The following is a 15260-nucleotide window of genomic DNA, read 5'->3' on the forward strand; positions in this document are numbered from 1 at the left end:
GAGTGCTGTTCTGAAGACAGGAGAGCAGTCAATAAGCCCTGAACGCCAACTTCTCCTCCTTGCCGCCAAAGTGGTACTTGAGCTGCCAGAGTTTTCATCCGTTAGGTTTAATCAGCAGGTCCAGACACTGCGCGTCGCTGGGCTTGTAAGGCGTATTGCCAGACTTGGTATTCCGGATGGTGGTATCGGTATTTGAGTGCCCGAACTCGGACTAACGCCGCAGGCGTTGAACAGCGCGCGTGTCGCGCTGGCCCCGAAGGGGTGAGCCGCTGTGCGGCGAATAATCGAACTCAGTTCGATGAAGAGTCCGGATGTAGAAAAGCAAAAAACCGCCTTTTGGGCAGGTTCTTTAAATAGTGGTGCCCGGGCTCGGACTAACGCCGCAGGCGTTGAACAGCGCGCGTGCCGCGCTGGCCCCGAAGGGGTGAGCCGCTGTGCGGCGAATAATCGAACGCAGTTCGATGGAGAGTCCGGTCGTAGAAAAGCAAAAACCCGCCTTTTGGGCGGGTTCTTTAAATAGTGGTGCCCGGACTCGGAATCGAACCAAGGACACGGGGATTTTCAATCCCCTGCTCTACCGACTGAGCTATCCGGGCAACGGGGCGCATTAAACCGTAATCGCCGCGCCTCGTCAACGAAATTTATCTGTTTTGCAGCAGACTGAACAATCTATCACCACATTGCGCTAAAAGCACGCGTCTTCAGGCAAAAAACAGCGTCCAGGCCGCTGAAATTGGCATCGCCAGCACCAGCGCAGGCAGCATATTCACCACCGCAAACATTTTTATCCCGCAGATGCGCAGCCCGGTGGCCACCAGCAGCATACCGCCGACGGCGCTGAAATCCGCCAACATCGTCGGGGTAGTAAGCGGCATAATGATCGCCGCGCAGGCCGCAAGAGTCAGCTGGATGAGCAGCATCGGCACGCTGATGGCGGCGACGGCAATGCCCAGGGTGCAGGCGAAAATGGTGGCAGTGAAAAAGTCGAGAAACGCTTTAGCAATCAGAATGCTGGCGTCGCCAGTCATCCCTTCGCGCATGGCGCCGAAGACGCCGGTGCCGCTGGCGCAGAACAGGACGATAATCGCCACATAGCTCTGAATATAAGACTCATGAGCCGAAGCCTTTTTCTTGCCTTTCGCTGACATCAACTGCTGGAGCTTACTGACCAGCGTATTGATGCCTTTTTCCATATTGCATATTTCGCCGAGCAGCGTCCCCACCAGGGTCGACAGCACCATCACTGGCAGATTGGCGCACTTAATGACCAGTAAAATGCCGATGCCTAATGACGCCAGGCCAAAAATTGAGGTCATTGATGTGCGGATCCGTTCCGGCAACCGTTGACTGAGCAAGGCACCCAGCACACCGCCGACCAGCACCGCGCTGGCGTTAATAAAAGGTCCTGTAACCACGCTGACTCCTGTTAAATATCCCTGATAACCGCATTATTATGACGTTAACCCGCCGTGAAAGCTTGTGTATCCGTGATATAAGTGCATACGGTTTTCATCTTGCGCCTGTTCGGGAAAGGTGCCATGATTGCGCGAATTTTCTCCTCCCTGATATGAGGCCGCCGATGACGACACTGCCATTATCTCGCCAGCGACGTCGCGCACAGATGCGCGGGGTGCCTCATCTTGCTACGCTTACTCCTCTGTTCACCATGCGGTGAAGGACACGTATGCTCACTGTAGGGCAACAGTAAGATCGGACGCGTCTGCTTTTACTGATGTCCGGCGGTCGGAGCTGAAATCCGTCAGACCCGGACACATCGTTGGGCAAGGTTTCCTTGTCTGAGATTTTTACACTCCCGATACGGGCATTTGCGCTTATGAAATCCATGCACATTGCCGCCAGCTGCGAGCTGGTCACCCGCTTGTCCACCCACCGTCGCGTTGTGGCGCTGGACAGTACCGATTTTACCGATGTGGCGGCAGTCGTCATCACCGCGGCGGACAGTCGCAGCGGCATCCTTGCTCTCCTCAGACGCAGCGGATTTAATCTGCCGGTCTACCTGCTGAGTGAGACGGCGGTCGAGAGGCCAGAGGGGGTGCAGGCGGTGATCGCCGGTAAAGATCAGGAGTGGCTGGAGCTGGAGGCGGCGGCCTGTGATTATGAAGCGCGTCTGCTGCCGCCGTTTTTCAATACGCTGACCCAGTACGTCGAGATGGATAACAGCACTTTTGCCTGTCCGGGGCATCAGCACGGGGCGTTTTTCAAAAAGCACCCTGCAGGCCGTCAGTTCTATGACTTTTTTGGCGAAAATGTCTTTCGCGCCGACATGTGCAACGCCGACGTGAAATTAGGCGATCTGCTGATCCACGAAGGGTCGGCCAAGCACGCGCAGAAGTTCGCTGCGAAAGTGTTCAATGCGGATAAAACCTACTTCGTCCTCAACGGCACCTCGGCGGCCAACAAAGTCGTGACCAATGCGCTGTTGACCCGCGGCGATCTGGTGCTGTTCGATCGTAACAACCACAAGTCAAACCATCACGGGGCGCTGATTCAGGCGGGGGCGACGCCGGTCTATCTTGAAGCCGCGCGCAATCCGTTCGGTTTTATCGGCGGCATTGACGAGCGCTGCTTTGATGAGCATTACCTGCGGGATCTCATCCGCGAAGCGGCGCCTGAGAAAGCCAATGCCTCCCGCCCGTTTCGTCTGGCGGTGATCCAGCTGGGGACCTACGACGGCACGGTCTATAACGCCCGCCAGGTGGTGGATAAAATAGGCCACCTCTGCGATTACATCCTGTTCGACTCGGCGTGGGTGGGCTATGAGCAATTTATCCCGATGATGGCCGACTGCTCGCCGCTGCTGCTGGAGCTGACCCCGGACGATCCGGGTATTTTTGTCACCCAGTCCGTGCACAAGCAGCAGGCCGGCTTCTCACAGACGTCGCAGATCCATAAAAAGGATAACCATCTGCGCGGCCAGGCGCGTTTCTGTCCGCACAAGCGGCTGAATAACGCCTTTATGCTGCATGCCTCCACCAGCCCGTTCTATCCGCTGTTTGCCGCGCTGGACGTCAACGCCAAAATTCATGAAGGTGAGAGCGGCCGCCGCCTGTGGGCCGAGTGTGTGGCGCTGGGCATTGAGGCGCGGAAAGCGATCATCGCTAACTGCAAGATGATCCAGCCCTTTATTCCGCCAGTGGTGGCGGGGCGTCCATGGCAGGATCACCCGACCGAGGCGATCGCCCGGGAGCGCCGCTTCTTCAGCTTCGAACCCGACGCGCGCTGGCATGGTTTTGAGGGCTATGCGGACGACCAGTATTTTGTCGACCCGTGCAAGCTGCTGCTGACCACCCCGGGCATTGACGCTGAAAGCGGGGAGTACAGTGAGTTCGGCATCCCGGCGACCATTCTGGCGCATTATCTGCGTGAAAACGGCATCGTGCCGGAGAAGTGCGATCTCAACTCGATTCTGTTCCTGCTGACGCCGGCGGAGAGCGCCGAAAAAATGGCGCAGCTGGTGGCGATGCTGGGACAGTTCGAACAGCATATTGAATCGGATACGCCGCTGGCCGACGTGCTGCCGACCATCTACAACAAGTATCCGGTGCGCTATCGCGATTACACCCTCCGCGAGCTGTGCCAGGAGATGCACGATCTGTACGTCAGCTTTGATGTGAAGAGCCTGCAAAAGGAGATGTTCCGTAAACGGAGCTTCCCGCGCGTGGTGATGAATCCGCAGGATGCTAACCGCGAATTTATCCGCGGCAACGTGGAGCTGGTGCGTCTGAGCGAAGCGGAAGGCCGCGTCGCGGCTGAAGGGGCGCTGCCCTATCCGCCGGGGGTATTATGCGTGGTGCCCGGCGAGATCTGGGGCGGGGCAGTACTGCGCTATTTCCTCGCGCTGGAGGAGGGGGTCAATATGCTGCCGGGCTTCTCACCGGAGCTGCAGGGGGTTTACAGCGAGACGGATCCGGACGGCATTAAGCGGCTGTATGGCTACGTGCTGAAGGGATAAAAAAACGCCCCGCTGAACAGGCGGGGCGTTTTGCTTTTGACGATCACGCGCTCTGCTGGGCGGCGGTCGGTTGTCTGACGTGTTTGTATTTGAACAGCGCCACGAAGGCAAAGGCCAGCACCAGCGAATAACCGGCGAAAATCAGCCACACGCTTTGCCAGTCAGTGATCCCCTCGACGGTAAAGTGCTCAACCACTTTGCCGCTCACCATCCCGCCAAGAATACAGCCGAAGCCGTTGGTCATCATCAGGAACATTCCCTGGGCGCTGGCGCGGATTTCCGGACGAACCTCTTTCTCAACGAACACCGAACCGGAGATGTTGAAGAAGTCGAAGGCGCAGCCGTAGACGATCATCGACAGCACCAGTAGTACAGTGCCGAACGGTGTCGGGTCGCCAAAGGCGAACAGGCCGAAGCGCAGCATCCACGCCACGATACTAATCAGCATCACGTTCTTAATGCCGTAGCGGCTAAGGAAGAACGGGATGGTCAGGATAAACAGCGTTTCGGAGATCTGCGAAATCGACATCAGCACTGACGCGTGCTCGACGATAAAGCTGCCGGCAAACAGCGGATCTTTATCGAAGCTATGCAGGAAGGTGTTGCCGAACATATTGGTGATTTGCAGTTCGGCACCGAGCATCATCGAGAAGATAAAGAAGATAGCCATGCGCTTGTTTTTAAACAGCGCAAAGGCGTTAAGCCCCAGCATCTCCGTCCAGCTTTGATTGCGCTGGGCGTTGGCGACCGGAATATGCGGCAGCGTCAGGGTGAACAGCGCCAGCAAGACCGACAGCGTCGCGCCAATGTACAACTGCATATGGCTCAGTTCGAAGCCCGAGAAGCTGACGCCCCACATGGCGAGGATAAAGCCGATGGTGCCCCAGATACGAATTGGCGGGAAATCGGTGACGATATCCAGCCCCGCCGACTGCAGGCGATAGTAAGAGATGGTGTTAATCAGCCCCAGCGTCGGCATATAGGCCAGCGAGTTGAGGAGGATCACAAGGAACATCTCGCCCGGCGTGGTGACCTGCGCCGCCAGATACAGCGTTAACGCGCCGACCAGGTGGCAGATGGCGTATACCCATTTGGCGCTGATCCATTTATCGGCGACGATGCCGAGCAGCGTTGGCATCAGGACGGCGGCGATGCCGAGCGAGCTATACACTGCGCCGATTGCCGCGCCGTCAAACTTCAGCGTGACAAACATGTACGAGCCGAGCGTGGTCAGCCAGCTCCCCCAAAGGCAGAACTGCAGGAACGACAGTATTTTTAGCTGCAGCTTAAGATTCATGTATTTATCCTCACGAATGTGGGCTTGTTATGTTTATTAAATAACATAACTACCGTTATTTTGATGCGATTCTATCATTCAGGGGTGAGAAGCTTCTGTTAACTGCCGCAGAAAATCGAAAAGATATTACGAAGTATGTCCTATAAAAAAGAGAGGCCCAGTGCGATGTCCGGGCCTGTAAGAGAGGGGCGTTATTTGCGGCGATAGCTTTTCTGCGCAGTGTTAACTTTATACAGATACCGGCGCGATTCGGCCGACGGATGGCGGGTGGTGAGCGTCTGGTAGACGTCGCCTGGCGCCATGCTGTTAATGATGTTCGCCGCCTGGACTTTATCGCTGGAGAAGACGCGCAGTACGCTGCCGGCGCCGCCGTTATAGGCGGTGATCACCGCGTAGCGACGCGAGGTGGGGTTATCGATGCCGGCGAGATAAACATTGTTCAGCATCGCCAGATAAGCGGTGCCGGTATCGATGTTATTCGCCGGGTCAAACAGATAGCTGCGGCTCGGCAGGCCGGATTTGCCCTGCGAACGGAAGACGTCTTTCCCCGCGCTGTGCTGGACGACCTGCATCAGCCCCATGGCATCCGCGTGGCTCACCGCATAGGGGTTAAACGATGATTCTGTTTGCATAATCGCAAGGATCAGCGACTCATCAACGCCGTATTTACGCGAGGCCTGGCGCACCATGCCGAGGTATTTATGCGCACGTTTGTCGAGGTGGTTTGGTACCAGGTTAATGGTGATGCTGTAGATCACGCGCAGGCCATTGTTGCGGCTCTTGAGGCGGGTTTGCAGCAAATAATCGGCGTAGCGCGCGGCGCGCCACTCCCAGCGAATCGACGCGCCGGTGTTATCCACCACCTGACCATAGAGGAACGGCTCTTTGGAGATCTGAATATCATCGACGTCGGAATAGAGGTCAATGGAGTTGGGGTCATCGCCCATCAGCAGCGTTTTGATGATCGCCTGGCGCAGTCGTCCGCGCGGATCGGTGCCCGCGATGGTCTCTACGGTGATCGTCCCGGCATCAAAGTTGATGTGGCTGCGGGTTTGATATTGATCGGTATATTTAACGTAGTCCTTCGGCCCGGCGAGCAGGACTTCGTTATACCCCCAAATGTTCTCGATGTTATGGGCAAACTGGCCCATCAGGATATCGAATCCGTTCGTGTCCTTGACCCAGGCCTCGTTGTATTCGGTGCCTTTTTTATTGGAGCTGGAACACGAAACGAGCAACGGCGCAATCAGCGCGAGCGCTAAGTATTTTTTCATCATTCCGGGCGTGCGTGTTGTGTTTGTTTTTAAAAGGCCGCAGGGCCCTTACTGTTTTTCCGGCGGCGTGTAGCCTTCGATATGCACGTCTTTCCCTTCAAACAGGAACTGCACCATCTCCTGCTCCAGCAGCTTGCGGTGCTCCGGGTTCATCATGCTGAGTTTTTTCTCGTTGATCAGCATGGTCTGCTTGTGCTGCCACTGCGCCCAGGCTTCTTTGGAGATTTCGTTGTAAATGCGCTTCCCGAGTTCGCCCGGATAGAGCTGGAAATCCTGGCCGTCCGCTTCACGCTGCAGGAAAGTACAAAAAATGGTTCTGCTCATAATCACTCCTCTTTGATAGCCGAAAAATTTATACCGGCGTTCCGGCTTTTAACTGTTGCAACAAGCGCTCCACGGGGGCCGCCAGTCCGACCGACGGCGGCTGCGCTAAGTTATACCAGAGTGCGTTGCCTTCATCCATGCATGCGCCAGATGAGTGCACTGTAAGCCACATCGGCACAATATCCAGGTGGAAATGGCTGAAAGTGTGGCGAAAGGCGGTTAATTGCGTCAGATTATCGGCCTTTATCTGACGCTGCGCCAGCCACTCGCGCAGCTCCGCTTCGTCTGCAAACTGCGGAAAACAGAATAGTCCGCCCCACAAACCCACCGGCGGACGCTGGGAGAGAAACACCTCGTCGCCGTGCTGCATCAGCAGGAAATAGCCGGTGCGTTCCGGGATGGTCTGCTTCGGTTTTTTACCCGGATATTCCGCCCATGAATGATTCGCGTAGGCCACGCAGCCATTGCTCAACGGGCACAGCTCGCACTTCGGCTTCGAGCGGGTGCAAACCATCGCCCCGAGATCCATCATCGCCTGGTTGAAGCGTTCTACCCCTTGCGCCGGGGTCACCTCTTCGCTGATATCCCACAGCCGTTTTTCGACCTCTTTTTTTCCCGGCCAGCCGCTGACAGCATAGCAGCGGGCGAGCACGCGCTTCACGTTGCCGTCGAGAATCGGATAATGCTGACCGAGCGAAAGCGACAAAATCGCCCCTGCCGTTGAACGCCCGACGCCGGGCAGCGCGGCCACTTCCTCAAAGGATTGCGGGAAGATGCCGCCATGCTGTGTCGCCACCTGCTGGGCGGCTTTATGTAAATTGCGCGCCCGCGCGTAGTAGCCAAGGCCGGTCCACAGATGCAGCACCTCATCCAGCGGCGCGTTGGCTAAATCAACCACCGTTGGGAAACGCGCCATAAAGCGTTCAAAATACGGGATTACCGTGGTCACCTGGGTTTGTTGCAACATCACTTCGGAGAGCCATACTTTGTAGGGCGTCTTGGCGATTTGCCAGGGCAGGGTTTTACGCCCGTATTTGTCGTACCAGTCCAGGACCTGGGCTGAAAATTGCGCGGCGAGAAAAGTCAAAGCTATGGCTCCGGGATCGCGATTACAGGGTGGCAGATTGCAGCACAAGGGCGAGTGGCTGTAAACCCTTGCATCCGCCGGGTAACTTTGGATAATGCCCGTTTTCCGAACACTTTCACTAGCAGACTTAACTTTTATGAAAAACGACGTCATTTCTCCGGAATTCGATGAAAACGGTCGCCCGCTGCGCCGTATTCGTAGCTTCGTCCGTCGCCAGGGGCGCCTGACGAAAGGGCAGCAGCATGCGCTGGATAACATTTGGCCGGTGATGGGCGTTGAATTCAACGATGCGCCACTCGATTTCGCTGCCCTGTTTGGCCGCGACGCGCCGGTCACACTAGAAATTGGTTTCGGCATGGGGGCTTCGCTGGTGGCGATGGCGAAAGCCAAACCGGAACAGAATTTCCTCGGCATTGAAGTGCACTCCCCTGGCGTTGGCGCCTGTCTGGCTTCTGCTGAAGAAGAAGGTGTGCAAAATCTGCGCGTGATGTGTCACGATGCGGTGGAAGTGCTGCATACCATGATCCCGGATAACTCACTGAATATGGTGCAGCTGTTTTTCCCTGACCCGTGGCATAAAGCGCGTCATAATAAACGTCGTATCGTGCAGCCGCCTTTCGCTGAGCTGGTCAAAAGCAAACTGAAACTCGGCGGCGTCTTCCATATGGCGACCGACTGGGAAGCCTATGCCGTGCATATGCTGGAAGTGATGTCCTCGCTGGAAGGCTATCGTAACCAGTCGGCAAGCAACGATTACGTACCGCGCCCGGAATCGCGCCCGGTAACCAAATTTGAACAGCGTGGCCATCGTCTCGGCCACGGCGTATGGGACTTAATGTTCGAGAGGGTGAAATAATGGCCAAGAATCGTAGCCGTCGTCTGCGTAAAAAAATGCATATCGATGAGTTTCAGGAGTTAGGCTTCTCCGTCGCCTGGCGTTTCCCGGAAGGGACCACCGAAGAGCAGATCGACCAGACGGTCAACGATCTGATCGAAGAGGTGATTGAGCCGAACAAGCTGGCCTTCGATGGCAGCGGCTATCTCTCCTGGGAAGGGCTCATCTGCATGCAGGAGATCGGTAAGTGCACCGAAGAGCATCAGGCCATCGTACGCCAATGGCTGGAAGCGCGTAAGTTAGAGGATGTGCGCACCAGCGAACTTTTTGACGTCTGGTGGGACTAAGTTTGACAAGGGTCGGCAACTGCCGGCCCGTTTTGTCTTAAGGGAGTTTTATGATGCGTAAAACGCTGCTGGCGGTGGCGCTCTCCGTCACCGCTTTGTCTGCCCATGCGGACTACCAGTGTAGCGTCACGCCGCGTGACGATGTGATCCTCAGCCCGCAGCAGGTGCAGGTGAAAGGGGAAAACGGCAATCTGGTGATAAAGCCGGACGGCAACCTGACCTTTAACGGTAAAGCCTATACTCTCAGCGCCGCCCAGCGCGAGCAGGCGCAGGACTATCAGGCCAGTCTGCGCAGCAGCCTGCCGTGGATTGACGAAGGCGCGCGCTCGCGAGTCGAAAAAGGCCGCAAGGCGCTGGATAAAATCATTACCGAACAGGTTGGCGCCAACAGCAGCATGCATGGTCGCCTGACCAAGCTGGATGCGCAGCTGAAAGAACAGATGAACCGCATCATTGAGCGCCGCAGCGATGGCCTGACCTTCCACTATAAAGCTATCGACCAGGTACGTGCCGATGGTCAGCAGCTGGTGAATCAGGCGATGGGCGGCATTCTGCAGGACAGTATTAACGAGATGGGAGCGAAAGCAGTGCTCAAAGGCGGCGGCAACCCGCTGCAGGGCATTCTCGGCAGCCTCGGCGGCCTGCAAACGGCGATTCAGGATGAATGGAAAAACCAGGAGGCCGATTTCCAGCAGTTTGGTAAGGACGTCTGCAGCCGGGTGGTCTCGCTGGAGGATAGCAGGAAATCGCTGGTTGGCTCGCTGAAATAATGACATGGCGGTCCGCTTTCCGGCAGGACCGCCTCTGCGTTTACTCGTTCAGAAATAACTCAAGCAGGGAATTCAAAAACAGCTTACCGTGCTCGGTAATCTGCCAGTTCTGCTCGTCTTCCTGCAGATAGCCCTGGGCTATCGCCGCGTCCAGCTGCGGGCGGATCGCTGCTTCCTCAAGACCGGTATAGCGGCTAAATTCTGCGCGCGGCGCGGCCTCCAGCAGGCGGAAACGGTTCATAAAGAACTCGAACGGTTTATCCGCCTCTTCCACATCATGCTGACGCTCGAGGTAACGGCCTTCCATATACCCGCGCGGGTGGCGGGTTTTGGCGGTCCGCAGAATGCGTCCGTCAGGGAAGGTTATCTTACCGTGCGCGCCGCAGCCGATGCCGAGGTAGTCGCCAAAGCGCCAGTAGTTGAGATTATGCTGACACTGGAAGCCCGGTTTAGCGTAGGCGGACGTCTCGTACTGCTGATAGCCAGCGGCGCTTAGCAATTGATGTCCCTGCTCGAAAATATCCCATAGCGCGTCGTCATCCGGCAGCACCGGCGGCCGGGAGCCGAACAAGGTGTTCGGCTCAATGGTCAGCTGGTACCACGACAGGTGCGGCGGGTTGAGGGCAATCGCCTGACGCAGATCGTCCAGCGCCTCCTCCAGCGACTGGTCCGGCAGACCGTGCATCAGGTCGAGATTGAAGCTGCGCAGGCCGAGGCCGCTGGCGAGACGTGCTGCGCGCTTGGCCTCCTCTGGACCGTGGATCCGCCCCAGGCGCTGCAGCTTCGGTTCGCTAAAGCTTTGTACGCCGATGGAGATACGGTTCACCCCGGCGCGCTGGTAATCAACGAAGCGATCGGCCTCCACGGTGCCCGGGTTGGCTTCCATGGTGATTTCCGCCCCGGCGGCCAGCGGCAGGCAGGCGCGGACGCCATCCAGCAGAGTTTGCATGGCCGGGCCGGACAGCAGGCTCGGCGTACCGCCGCCGATAAAAATAGTGCCTATTTCCCGTCCCTGGGCATATTGCGCATCGGCCTGCAGGTCGTTTAGCAGATGCTGGACGTAATCGTCATGCGGCACCTCGCCTTTCAGCGCATGCGAATTAAAGTCGCAGTACGGGCATTTCTGCACGCACCAGGGAATATGAATATAGAGACTCAGCGGCGGCAAATTAGCCATTACGTAATGCTTCCAGTAACAGTTTTAGCGCTTGCCCACGATGGGAAATCGCACTCTTTTCTTCACGGCTCAGTTCGGCCGCGGTTTTCCCTTCGGACGGGACGAAGAAGATCGGGTCGTAGCCGAAGCCACCTGTACCAGCGGCTTGTCGGGTGATTACCCCAGGCCAGCTGCCGTGGCACACCAGCGGCGTGGGATCTTCGGCATGGCGCAGATAGACCAGCACACAGTGGAACTGCGCCTGACGCTGGTCGTCCGGCACGTCCTTTAACGCGTCGAGCAGCTTTTCAAGATTCTGCTGGTCGGTGGCGTCGACGCCGGAATAGCGGGCGGAGTAAATACCCGGTGCGCCGCCAAGCGCATCGACGGCCAGACCGGAATCGTCAGCGATGGCCGGCAGGCCGGTGATCTGCGCCGCATGACGCGCTTTCAGAATCGCGTTTTCAATAAAGGTCAGGCCGGTCTCTTCCGCAGAGTCCACGCCCAGCTCGGTCTGAGCGACGATATCGAGACCAAAATCTTCCAGCAGCGAGGCCAGTTCGCGCACTTTACCGGCGTTGCCGGTCGCGAGGACGACTTTTTGCATGATGAATCCTGTTTATTCAGTTAGCGCCGCGACCGCAGTCGGGATCTGTTGTGGGGCGATGATTTTAACTTGCTTATGGCGACCCAGCTCGCCTTTTTCAATCAGTACCTGGCTTTTGGCGACGCGGAACTGTTTGGCGAGAAATTTCACCAGGTGGGCATTGGCCTGGCCATCAACGGGCGGGGCGGTAATGGCGACTTTGAGCTCGTCGCCATGTACGCCCACGATGCTATCGCGGCTGGCCTTCGGCTGAATGTACAGCCTCAGCACCAGCCCGTCAGCACAGCTTTCAACGGCACTCATAGCGCCATCCACAGCCCCGGCAGCAGCACGTTACCGGTGGCCTGCAGCACCTCGGCGACACCCATATTAATCACGTACAGCAGCAGCACCAGCACCATCGGTGAGAAATCGATACCGCCCATCGACGGCAGCAGGTTGCGGATAGGGCGCAGCAGCGGGTCCGCCAGCTGCATCAGCACGTACTCCACCGGACTACGGCCCTGGCTGACCCAGCTCATGATCGCCATCAACAGCAGCACCCAGAAGATCAATGAGCCGATGGTTTTCAGCAGAATAAGCAGGGCGGAGATCCAGATGATCGGCTGGAAGGTGATCACCATAAACAGCACGATCGCTTTGATGACGCAGAGAATAAATGCCACCAGCAGCGAGGCGCTGTCAATCGGCCCCATCGCCGGGATAATCCGGCGCAGCGGCCCGACAATCGGCTGCGTGGCCTTCACCACAAACTGCGAAAACGGGTTGTAAAAGTCGCAGCGCGCCCACTGCATCCAGACGCGTAACAACACGACCATCGTGTAAAGCTCAATGACCGTTGAAAGCAGGAAAGTCAACGTCTTCATGGCGTTCCTCAGATTCCTTATTATTTGCTGTAGTCGCGCGCACCAAAAATAGCTGTGCCGATGCGCACCATCGTGCTTCCCGCCGCGATTGCGGCTTCCATATCGTCCGACATTCCCAGAGACAACGTATCGACCGTGGGGTACCGCGTTTTTAATCGCGCAAATGCTACCGCCATTTGCTGGGCGACGGCAAACTGCCTTACATATTCTGACTCAGGCGCGGGGATGGCCATCAGACCGCGCAGCTCCAGATGAGGTAACTCAGCGATCTCTGCCGCTAATCCATCGAGCGCTTCCAGCGGGATGCCGGATTTGCTCTGCTCATCGCTAATGTTGATTTGAATCAGCACCTTCAGCGGCGGCAGATGCGCCGGGCGCTGTTCGTTCAGGCGGGTGGCGATTTTCAGCCGATCGACGGTGTGGCACCAGTCAAAATGCTCTGCCACCAACCGGCTTTTGTTGGACTGCAGGGGGCCAATAAAGTGCCACTGCAGTCCACTGATGCCGGCCTGCTGGAAATGGTTAATCTTCTCCACGCCCTCCTGGACGTAGTTTTCACCAAATGCCCGCTGGCCTGCCGCGATGGCTTCTTCGATCGCGCTCGCAGGTTTCGTTTTACTCACTGCAAGCAATGTCACTTCTTCTGGCGCACGCCCGCAACGAGCGGCGGCACCGGAGATTTTGTCCCGGACCTGTGCCAGGTTATGCGCAATATCGTTCATATTCCGAGGATGAGTTATGAAGCTGGAAGAAATCGTAGCCCTTAGTGTAAAGCATAATGTCTCCGATCTACACCTGTGCAATTCCGCCGCACCGCGCTGGCGGCGGCAGGGCAAGCTGGAGCCCGCCCCGTTTCCCGCGCCGGATATCCTGGATTTACTCCACTGCAGGCTTGATGCCGCACAGTTACAGCATTGGCAGGAACAGGGCCAGATTGACTTTGCGCTGACCCTGGCCTGCGGTTCGCGGCTGCGCGCCAGCGCTTTCGCCCATACGCGTGGAATATCGCTGGTGCTACGCCTTCTGCCTGAACAGTGCCCGCGTCTGGAGACGCTGGGCGCCCCGCCTGCGCTGAGCGAGCTGCTGGCGGAAGAGAGTGGCCTGCTGCTGGTCACCGGAGCGACGGGCAGCGGCAAGTCGACCACCCTGGCGGCGATGGTGGGGCATCTCAACCAGCATCTTGATGGCCATATTCTGACCCTGGAGGACCCGGTGGAGTTTATCCATCACAGCGAGCGATGCCTGATCCAGCAGCGGGAGATTGGCCGTCATTGTCCTTCGTTCGCCGCGGCGCTCCGCGTGGCGCTGCGCCAGGATCCGGATGTGATCCTGCTCGGGGAGCTACGGGACAGCGAAACCATTCGTCTGGCGTTAACGGCTGCGGAGACCGGACATCTGGTAATGGCGACATTACATACCCGCGGCGCGGCGCCGGCGGTGGAGAGATTGATCGATGTCTTTCCGGCAGAGGAGAAAGATCAGGTTCGTAGTCAGCTGGCCGGAAGCCTGTGCGCGGTGCTGGCGCAAAAATTGTTGCCTGCACGTCAGGGCGGCAGAGTTGCGCTATACGAGCTTTTGGTCAATACCCCCGCAGTAGCTAACTTGATCCGTGAAGGAAAAGTGCACCAGTTGCCCGGCATAATGCAGACCGGGATGCAGGCCGGAATGCTGACATTTACGCAGAGTTTTCAGCAACGTGTCGCCGCAGGCGAGCTGTAAGAGCAGCGTGAAGCAGACAGGGCGGGTTAAATGATATGTTAACTGAATGTTTGATGGCTGTTTATTTATATTATTTGGTAATACAAATAACCATTCTGAATAAATTCAAATAACACATTCAGTTGCGATATGTCGACAGTGAATACGCATTTCCAGGAAAAAAGTTTGATTACCTTTTGACAGCTTTGAGGTATTCGATTTATGCTGTTTACGGGAATAGGATGATTCTCATGGAATAGCGTTTCAATTTGTAAATTGCCAAGGCTATTTATAAATTCACGACTGTTTGTATATTTTTTTATTCATTTAACCACCATGGCGGTGGGTAGCAGCTAAGGAGAGTTTTAAGTGATTAATTTAAATGGAAATTCATCATCTTCTCGTCAGGTCACATTTATTACCCATCCGTCAATTCAGAGCAAAGCTTTTGCCAGCTATCTGAGCGAAACCCTGATGGCACCAGTGGTTTTACAAAATATTAATAAACCACTGGCACAGCGCCTGGCGAAAGATTCTGTAATATTATTTGATATCGCAGTGTCAAATAAGAAATTAAATGGGGTATGGCGAGATATTATTCGACTGCAGGCAGATAATCCTCGTTTGTTGATTATTAATAGCGCACAAAAGTATGAGTTATACGAAATGGCGCAGTGGCCGGCTTTATATGGCGTGTTCCGCCATGACGATGATGAATCGCGCTTAATTGAGGGCGTTAAGGCCGTACTGAACGGCGAACAGACGGCTGAATTGAGCGTGATGCACCCGGCGATGTACGCTGCGGACCATGCATCGGCGCCCGTTGAGAACTCGCCACTCACCGAGCGGGAATGTGAGATCCTCAACGAGCTGCGCTGTGGGGCGACGAATCTGGATATTGCCCGTGCCCTGTTTATCAGCGAGAACACGGTGCGCACGCACCTGTACAATGTGTTTCGTAAACTGAGCGTGAAGAATCGCACTCAGGCGGTGAGCTGGGCGAACGAACATCTGCGGCACTAAGCG

The 15260-nt window shown here is 56.5% G+C and carries 16 protein-coding genes and 1 tRNA gene; 6 read left to right on the plus strand and 11 right to left on the minus strand.

Annotation, left to right across the window (positions count from 1 at the left end; translation table 11 throughout):
• Window positions 1–520: 520 nt before the first annotated feature.
• Window positions 521–596 (minus strand) — tRNA-Phe (locus tag SP68_RS03625).
• A gap of 105 nt (window positions 597–701) precedes the next feature.
• Window positions 702–1415 (minus strand): DUF554 domain-containing protein, encoded by a 714-nt coding sequence (locus SP68_RS03630; protein WP_022064845.1) that lies wholly within the window; start codon window positions 1413–1415, stop codon window positions 702–704.
• 419 nt (window positions 1416–1834) lie between these two features.
• Here SP68_RS03630 and SP68_RS03635 point away from each other — a divergent pair, with 419 nt between their 5' ends.
• Window positions 1835–3973: an ornithine decarboxylase gene (locus tag SP68_RS03635; RefSeq protein ID WP_008806477.1), complete on the plus strand. Its 2139-nt coding sequence runs from the start codon at window positions 1835–1837 to the stop codon at window positions 3971–3973.
• Between the two features lie 43 nt (window positions 3974–4016).
• Here the strand turns inward: SP68_RS03635 and SP68_RS03640 are convergent, their stop codons facing one another.
• From SP68_RS03640 to mutY, 4 genes are all read right to left on the minus strand, one after another.
• Window positions 4017–5270, minus strand: coding sequence for a nucleoside permease (locus SP68_RS03640; protein ID WP_008806476.1), 1254 nt, complete (start codon window positions 5268–5270; stop codon window positions 4017–4019).
• Between the two features lie 191 nt (window positions 5271–5461).
• Window positions 5462–6544 (minus strand): membrane-bound lytic murein transglycosylase MltC, encoded by a 1083-nt coding sequence (mltC, locus tag SP68_RS03645; protein WP_012540557.1) that lies wholly within the window; start codon window positions 6542–6544, stop codon window positions 5462–5464.
• Between the two features lie 48 nt (window positions 6545–6592).
• Window positions 6593–6868 (minus strand): oxidative damage protection protein, encoded by a 276-nt coding sequence (locus SP68_RS03650; RefSeq protein WP_004105744.1) that lies wholly within the window; start codon window positions 6866–6868, stop codon window positions 6593–6595.
• A 28-nt stretch (window positions 6869–6896) separates the two neighbouring features.
• Window positions 6897–7955: an A/G-specific adenine glycosylase gene (gene mutY, locus SP68_RS03655; RefSeq protein ID WP_008806473.1), complete on the minus strand. Its 1059-nt coding sequence runs from the start codon at window positions 7953–7955 to the stop codon at window positions 6897–6899.
• 136 nt (window positions 7956–8091) lie between these two features.
• Here mutY and trmB point away from each other — a divergent pair, with 136 nt between their 5' ends.
• The 3 genes from trmB to SP68_RS03670 are packed head-to-tail and all read left to right on the plus strand — an operon-like array spanning window position 8092 to window position 9907.
• Window positions 8092–8811 carry a tRNA (guanosine(46)-N7)-methyltransferase TrmB gene (trmB, locus tag SP68_RS03660; RefSeq protein ID WP_002916627.1) on the plus strand — a complete coding sequence of 240 codons (720 nt, stop codon included), beginning with the start codon at window positions 8092–8094 and terminating at the stop codon, window positions 8809–8811.
• Entirely contained in the window at window positions 8811–9137 is a 327-nt protein-coding gene (locus tag SP68_RS03665; RefSeq protein ID WP_012967224.1) for a YggL family protein, read from the plus strand. Before trmB ends, SP68_RS03665 begins: the two co-directional genes overlap by 1 nt.
• Before the next feature lie 50 nt (window positions 9138–9187).
• Entirely contained in the window at window positions 9188–9907 is a 720-nt protein-coding gene (locus tag SP68_RS03670) for a YggN family protein (protein ID WP_012540560.1), read from the plus strand.
• Window positions 9908–9947: 40 nt separating this feature from the next.
• On the opposite strand, the gene hemW is transcribed toward SP68_RS03670, so the two are convergent.
• Genes hemW through SP68_RS03695 form a run of 5 tightly spaced genes read right to left on the minus strand, consistent with a single transcriptional unit; the run spans window position 9948 to window position 13258 of the window.
• Window positions 9948–11084, minus strand: coding sequence for a radical SAM family heme chaperone HemW (gene hemW / locus SP68_RS03675; protein ID WP_002916617.1), 1137 nt, complete (start codon window positions 11082–11084; stop codon window positions 9948–9950).
• The gene (locus SP68_RS03680) at window positions 11077–11670 is read right to left on the minus strand and encodes an XTP/dITP diphosphatase (protein ID WP_012540562.1); all 594 of its coding nucleotides are present in this window, start codon (window positions 11668–11670) and stop codon (window positions 11077–11079) included. The genes hemW and SP68_RS03680 overlap by 8 nt, the downstream gene beginning before the upstream one ends.
• A 12-nt stretch (window positions 11671–11682) precedes the next feature.
• On the minus strand, window positions 11683–11973 hold the full coding sequence (yggU, locus tag SP68_RS03685; protein WP_004205183.1) for a DUF167 family protein YggU: 291 nt from the start codon (window positions 11971–11973) through the stop codon (window positions 11683–11685).
• Window positions 11970–12536 carry a YggT family protein gene (locus SP68_RS03690; protein WP_004205182.1) on the minus strand — a complete coding sequence of 189 codons (567 nt, stop codon included), beginning with the start codon at window positions 12534–12536 and terminating at the stop codon, window positions 11970–11972. The genes yggU and SP68_RS03690 overlap by 4 nt, the downstream gene beginning before the upstream one ends.
• 20 nt (window positions 12537–12556) lie before the next feature.
• Entirely contained in the window at window positions 12557–13258 is a 702-nt protein-coding gene (locus SP68_RS03695) for a YggS family pyridoxal phosphate-dependent enzyme (protein ID WP_023298214.1), read from the minus strand.
• 16 nt (window positions 13259–13274) lie between these two features.
• On the opposite strand from SP68_RS03695, the gene SP68_RS03700 reads away from it, so the two are divergent.
• On the plus strand, window positions 13275–14255 hold the full coding sequence (locus tag SP68_RS03700; RefSeq protein ID WP_040968869.1) for a type IV pilus twitching motility protein PilT: 981 nt from the start codon (window positions 13275–13277) through the stop codon (window positions 14253–14255).
• 348 nt (window positions 14256–14603) lie between these two features.
• Window positions 14604–15257 (plus strand): LuxR family transcriptional regulator, encoded by a 654-nt coding sequence (locus SP68_RS03705; RefSeq protein ID WP_004205179.1) that lies wholly within the window; start codon window positions 14604–14606, stop codon window positions 15255–15257.
• The last annotated feature ends 3 nt before the right edge of the window (window positions 15258–15260 follow it).

Origin of the sequence: Klebsiella variicola (assembly GCF_000828055.2) — a bacterium.
Taxonomy (GTDB): Bacteria; Pseudomonadota; Gammaproteobacteria; order Enterobacterales; family Enterobacteriaceae; genus Klebsiella; species Klebsiella variicola.

Bases quoted from the DNA above. Each gene is read 5' to 3' on its own strand.
- SP68_RS03635 (WP_008806477.1), top strand. From the start codon at position 1,835: ATGAAATCCATGCACATTGCCGCCAGCTGCGAGCTGGTCACCCGCTTG.
- SP68_RS03640 (WP_008806476.1), bottom strand. From the start codon at position 5,270: ATGAATCTTAAGCTGCAGCTAAAAATACTGTCGTTCCTGCAGTTCTGC.
- mltC (WP_012540557.1), bottom strand. From the start codon at position 6,544: ATGAAAAAATACTTAGCGCTCGCGCTGATTGCGCCGTTGCTCGTTTCG.
- SP68_RS03650 (WP_004105744.1), bottom strand. From the start codon at position 6,868: ATGAGCAGAACCATTTTTTGTACTTTCCTGCAGCGTGAAGCGGACGGC.
- trmB (WP_002916627.1), top strand. From the start codon at position 8,092: ATGAAAAACGACGTCATTTCTCCGGAATTCGATGAAAACGGTCGCCCG.
- SP68_RS03665 (WP_012967224.1), top strand. From the start codon at position 8,811: ATGGCCAAGAATCGTAGCCGTCGTCTGCGTAAAAAAATGCATATCGAT.
- SP68_RS03670 (WP_012540560.1), top strand. From the start codon at position 9,188: ATGATGCGTAAAACGCTGCTGGCGGTGGCGCTCTCCGTCACCGCTTTG.
- hemW (WP_002916617.1), bottom strand. From the start codon at position 11,084: ATGGCTAATTTGCCGCCGCTGAGTCTCTATATTCATATTCCCTGGTGC.
- SP68_RS03680 (WP_012540562.1), bottom strand. From the start codon at position 11,670: ATGCAAAAAGTCGTCCTCGCGACCGGCAACGCCGGTAAAGTGCGCGAA.
- yggU (WP_004205183.1), bottom strand. From the start codon at position 11,973: ATGAGTGCCGTTGAAAGCTGTGCTGACGGGCTGGTGCTGAGGCTGTAC.
- SP68_RS03690 (WP_004205182.1), bottom strand. From the start codon at position 12,536: ATGAAGACGTTGACTTTCCTGCTTTCAACGGTCATTGAGCTTTACACG.
- SP68_RS03695 (WP_023298214.1), bottom strand. From the start codon at position 13,258: ATGAACGATATTGCGCATAACCTGGCACAGGTCCGGGACAAAATCTCC.
- SP68_RS03700 (WP_040968869.1), top strand. From the start codon at position 13,275: ATGAAGCTGGAAGAAATCGTAGCCCTTAGTGTAAAGCATAATGTCTCC.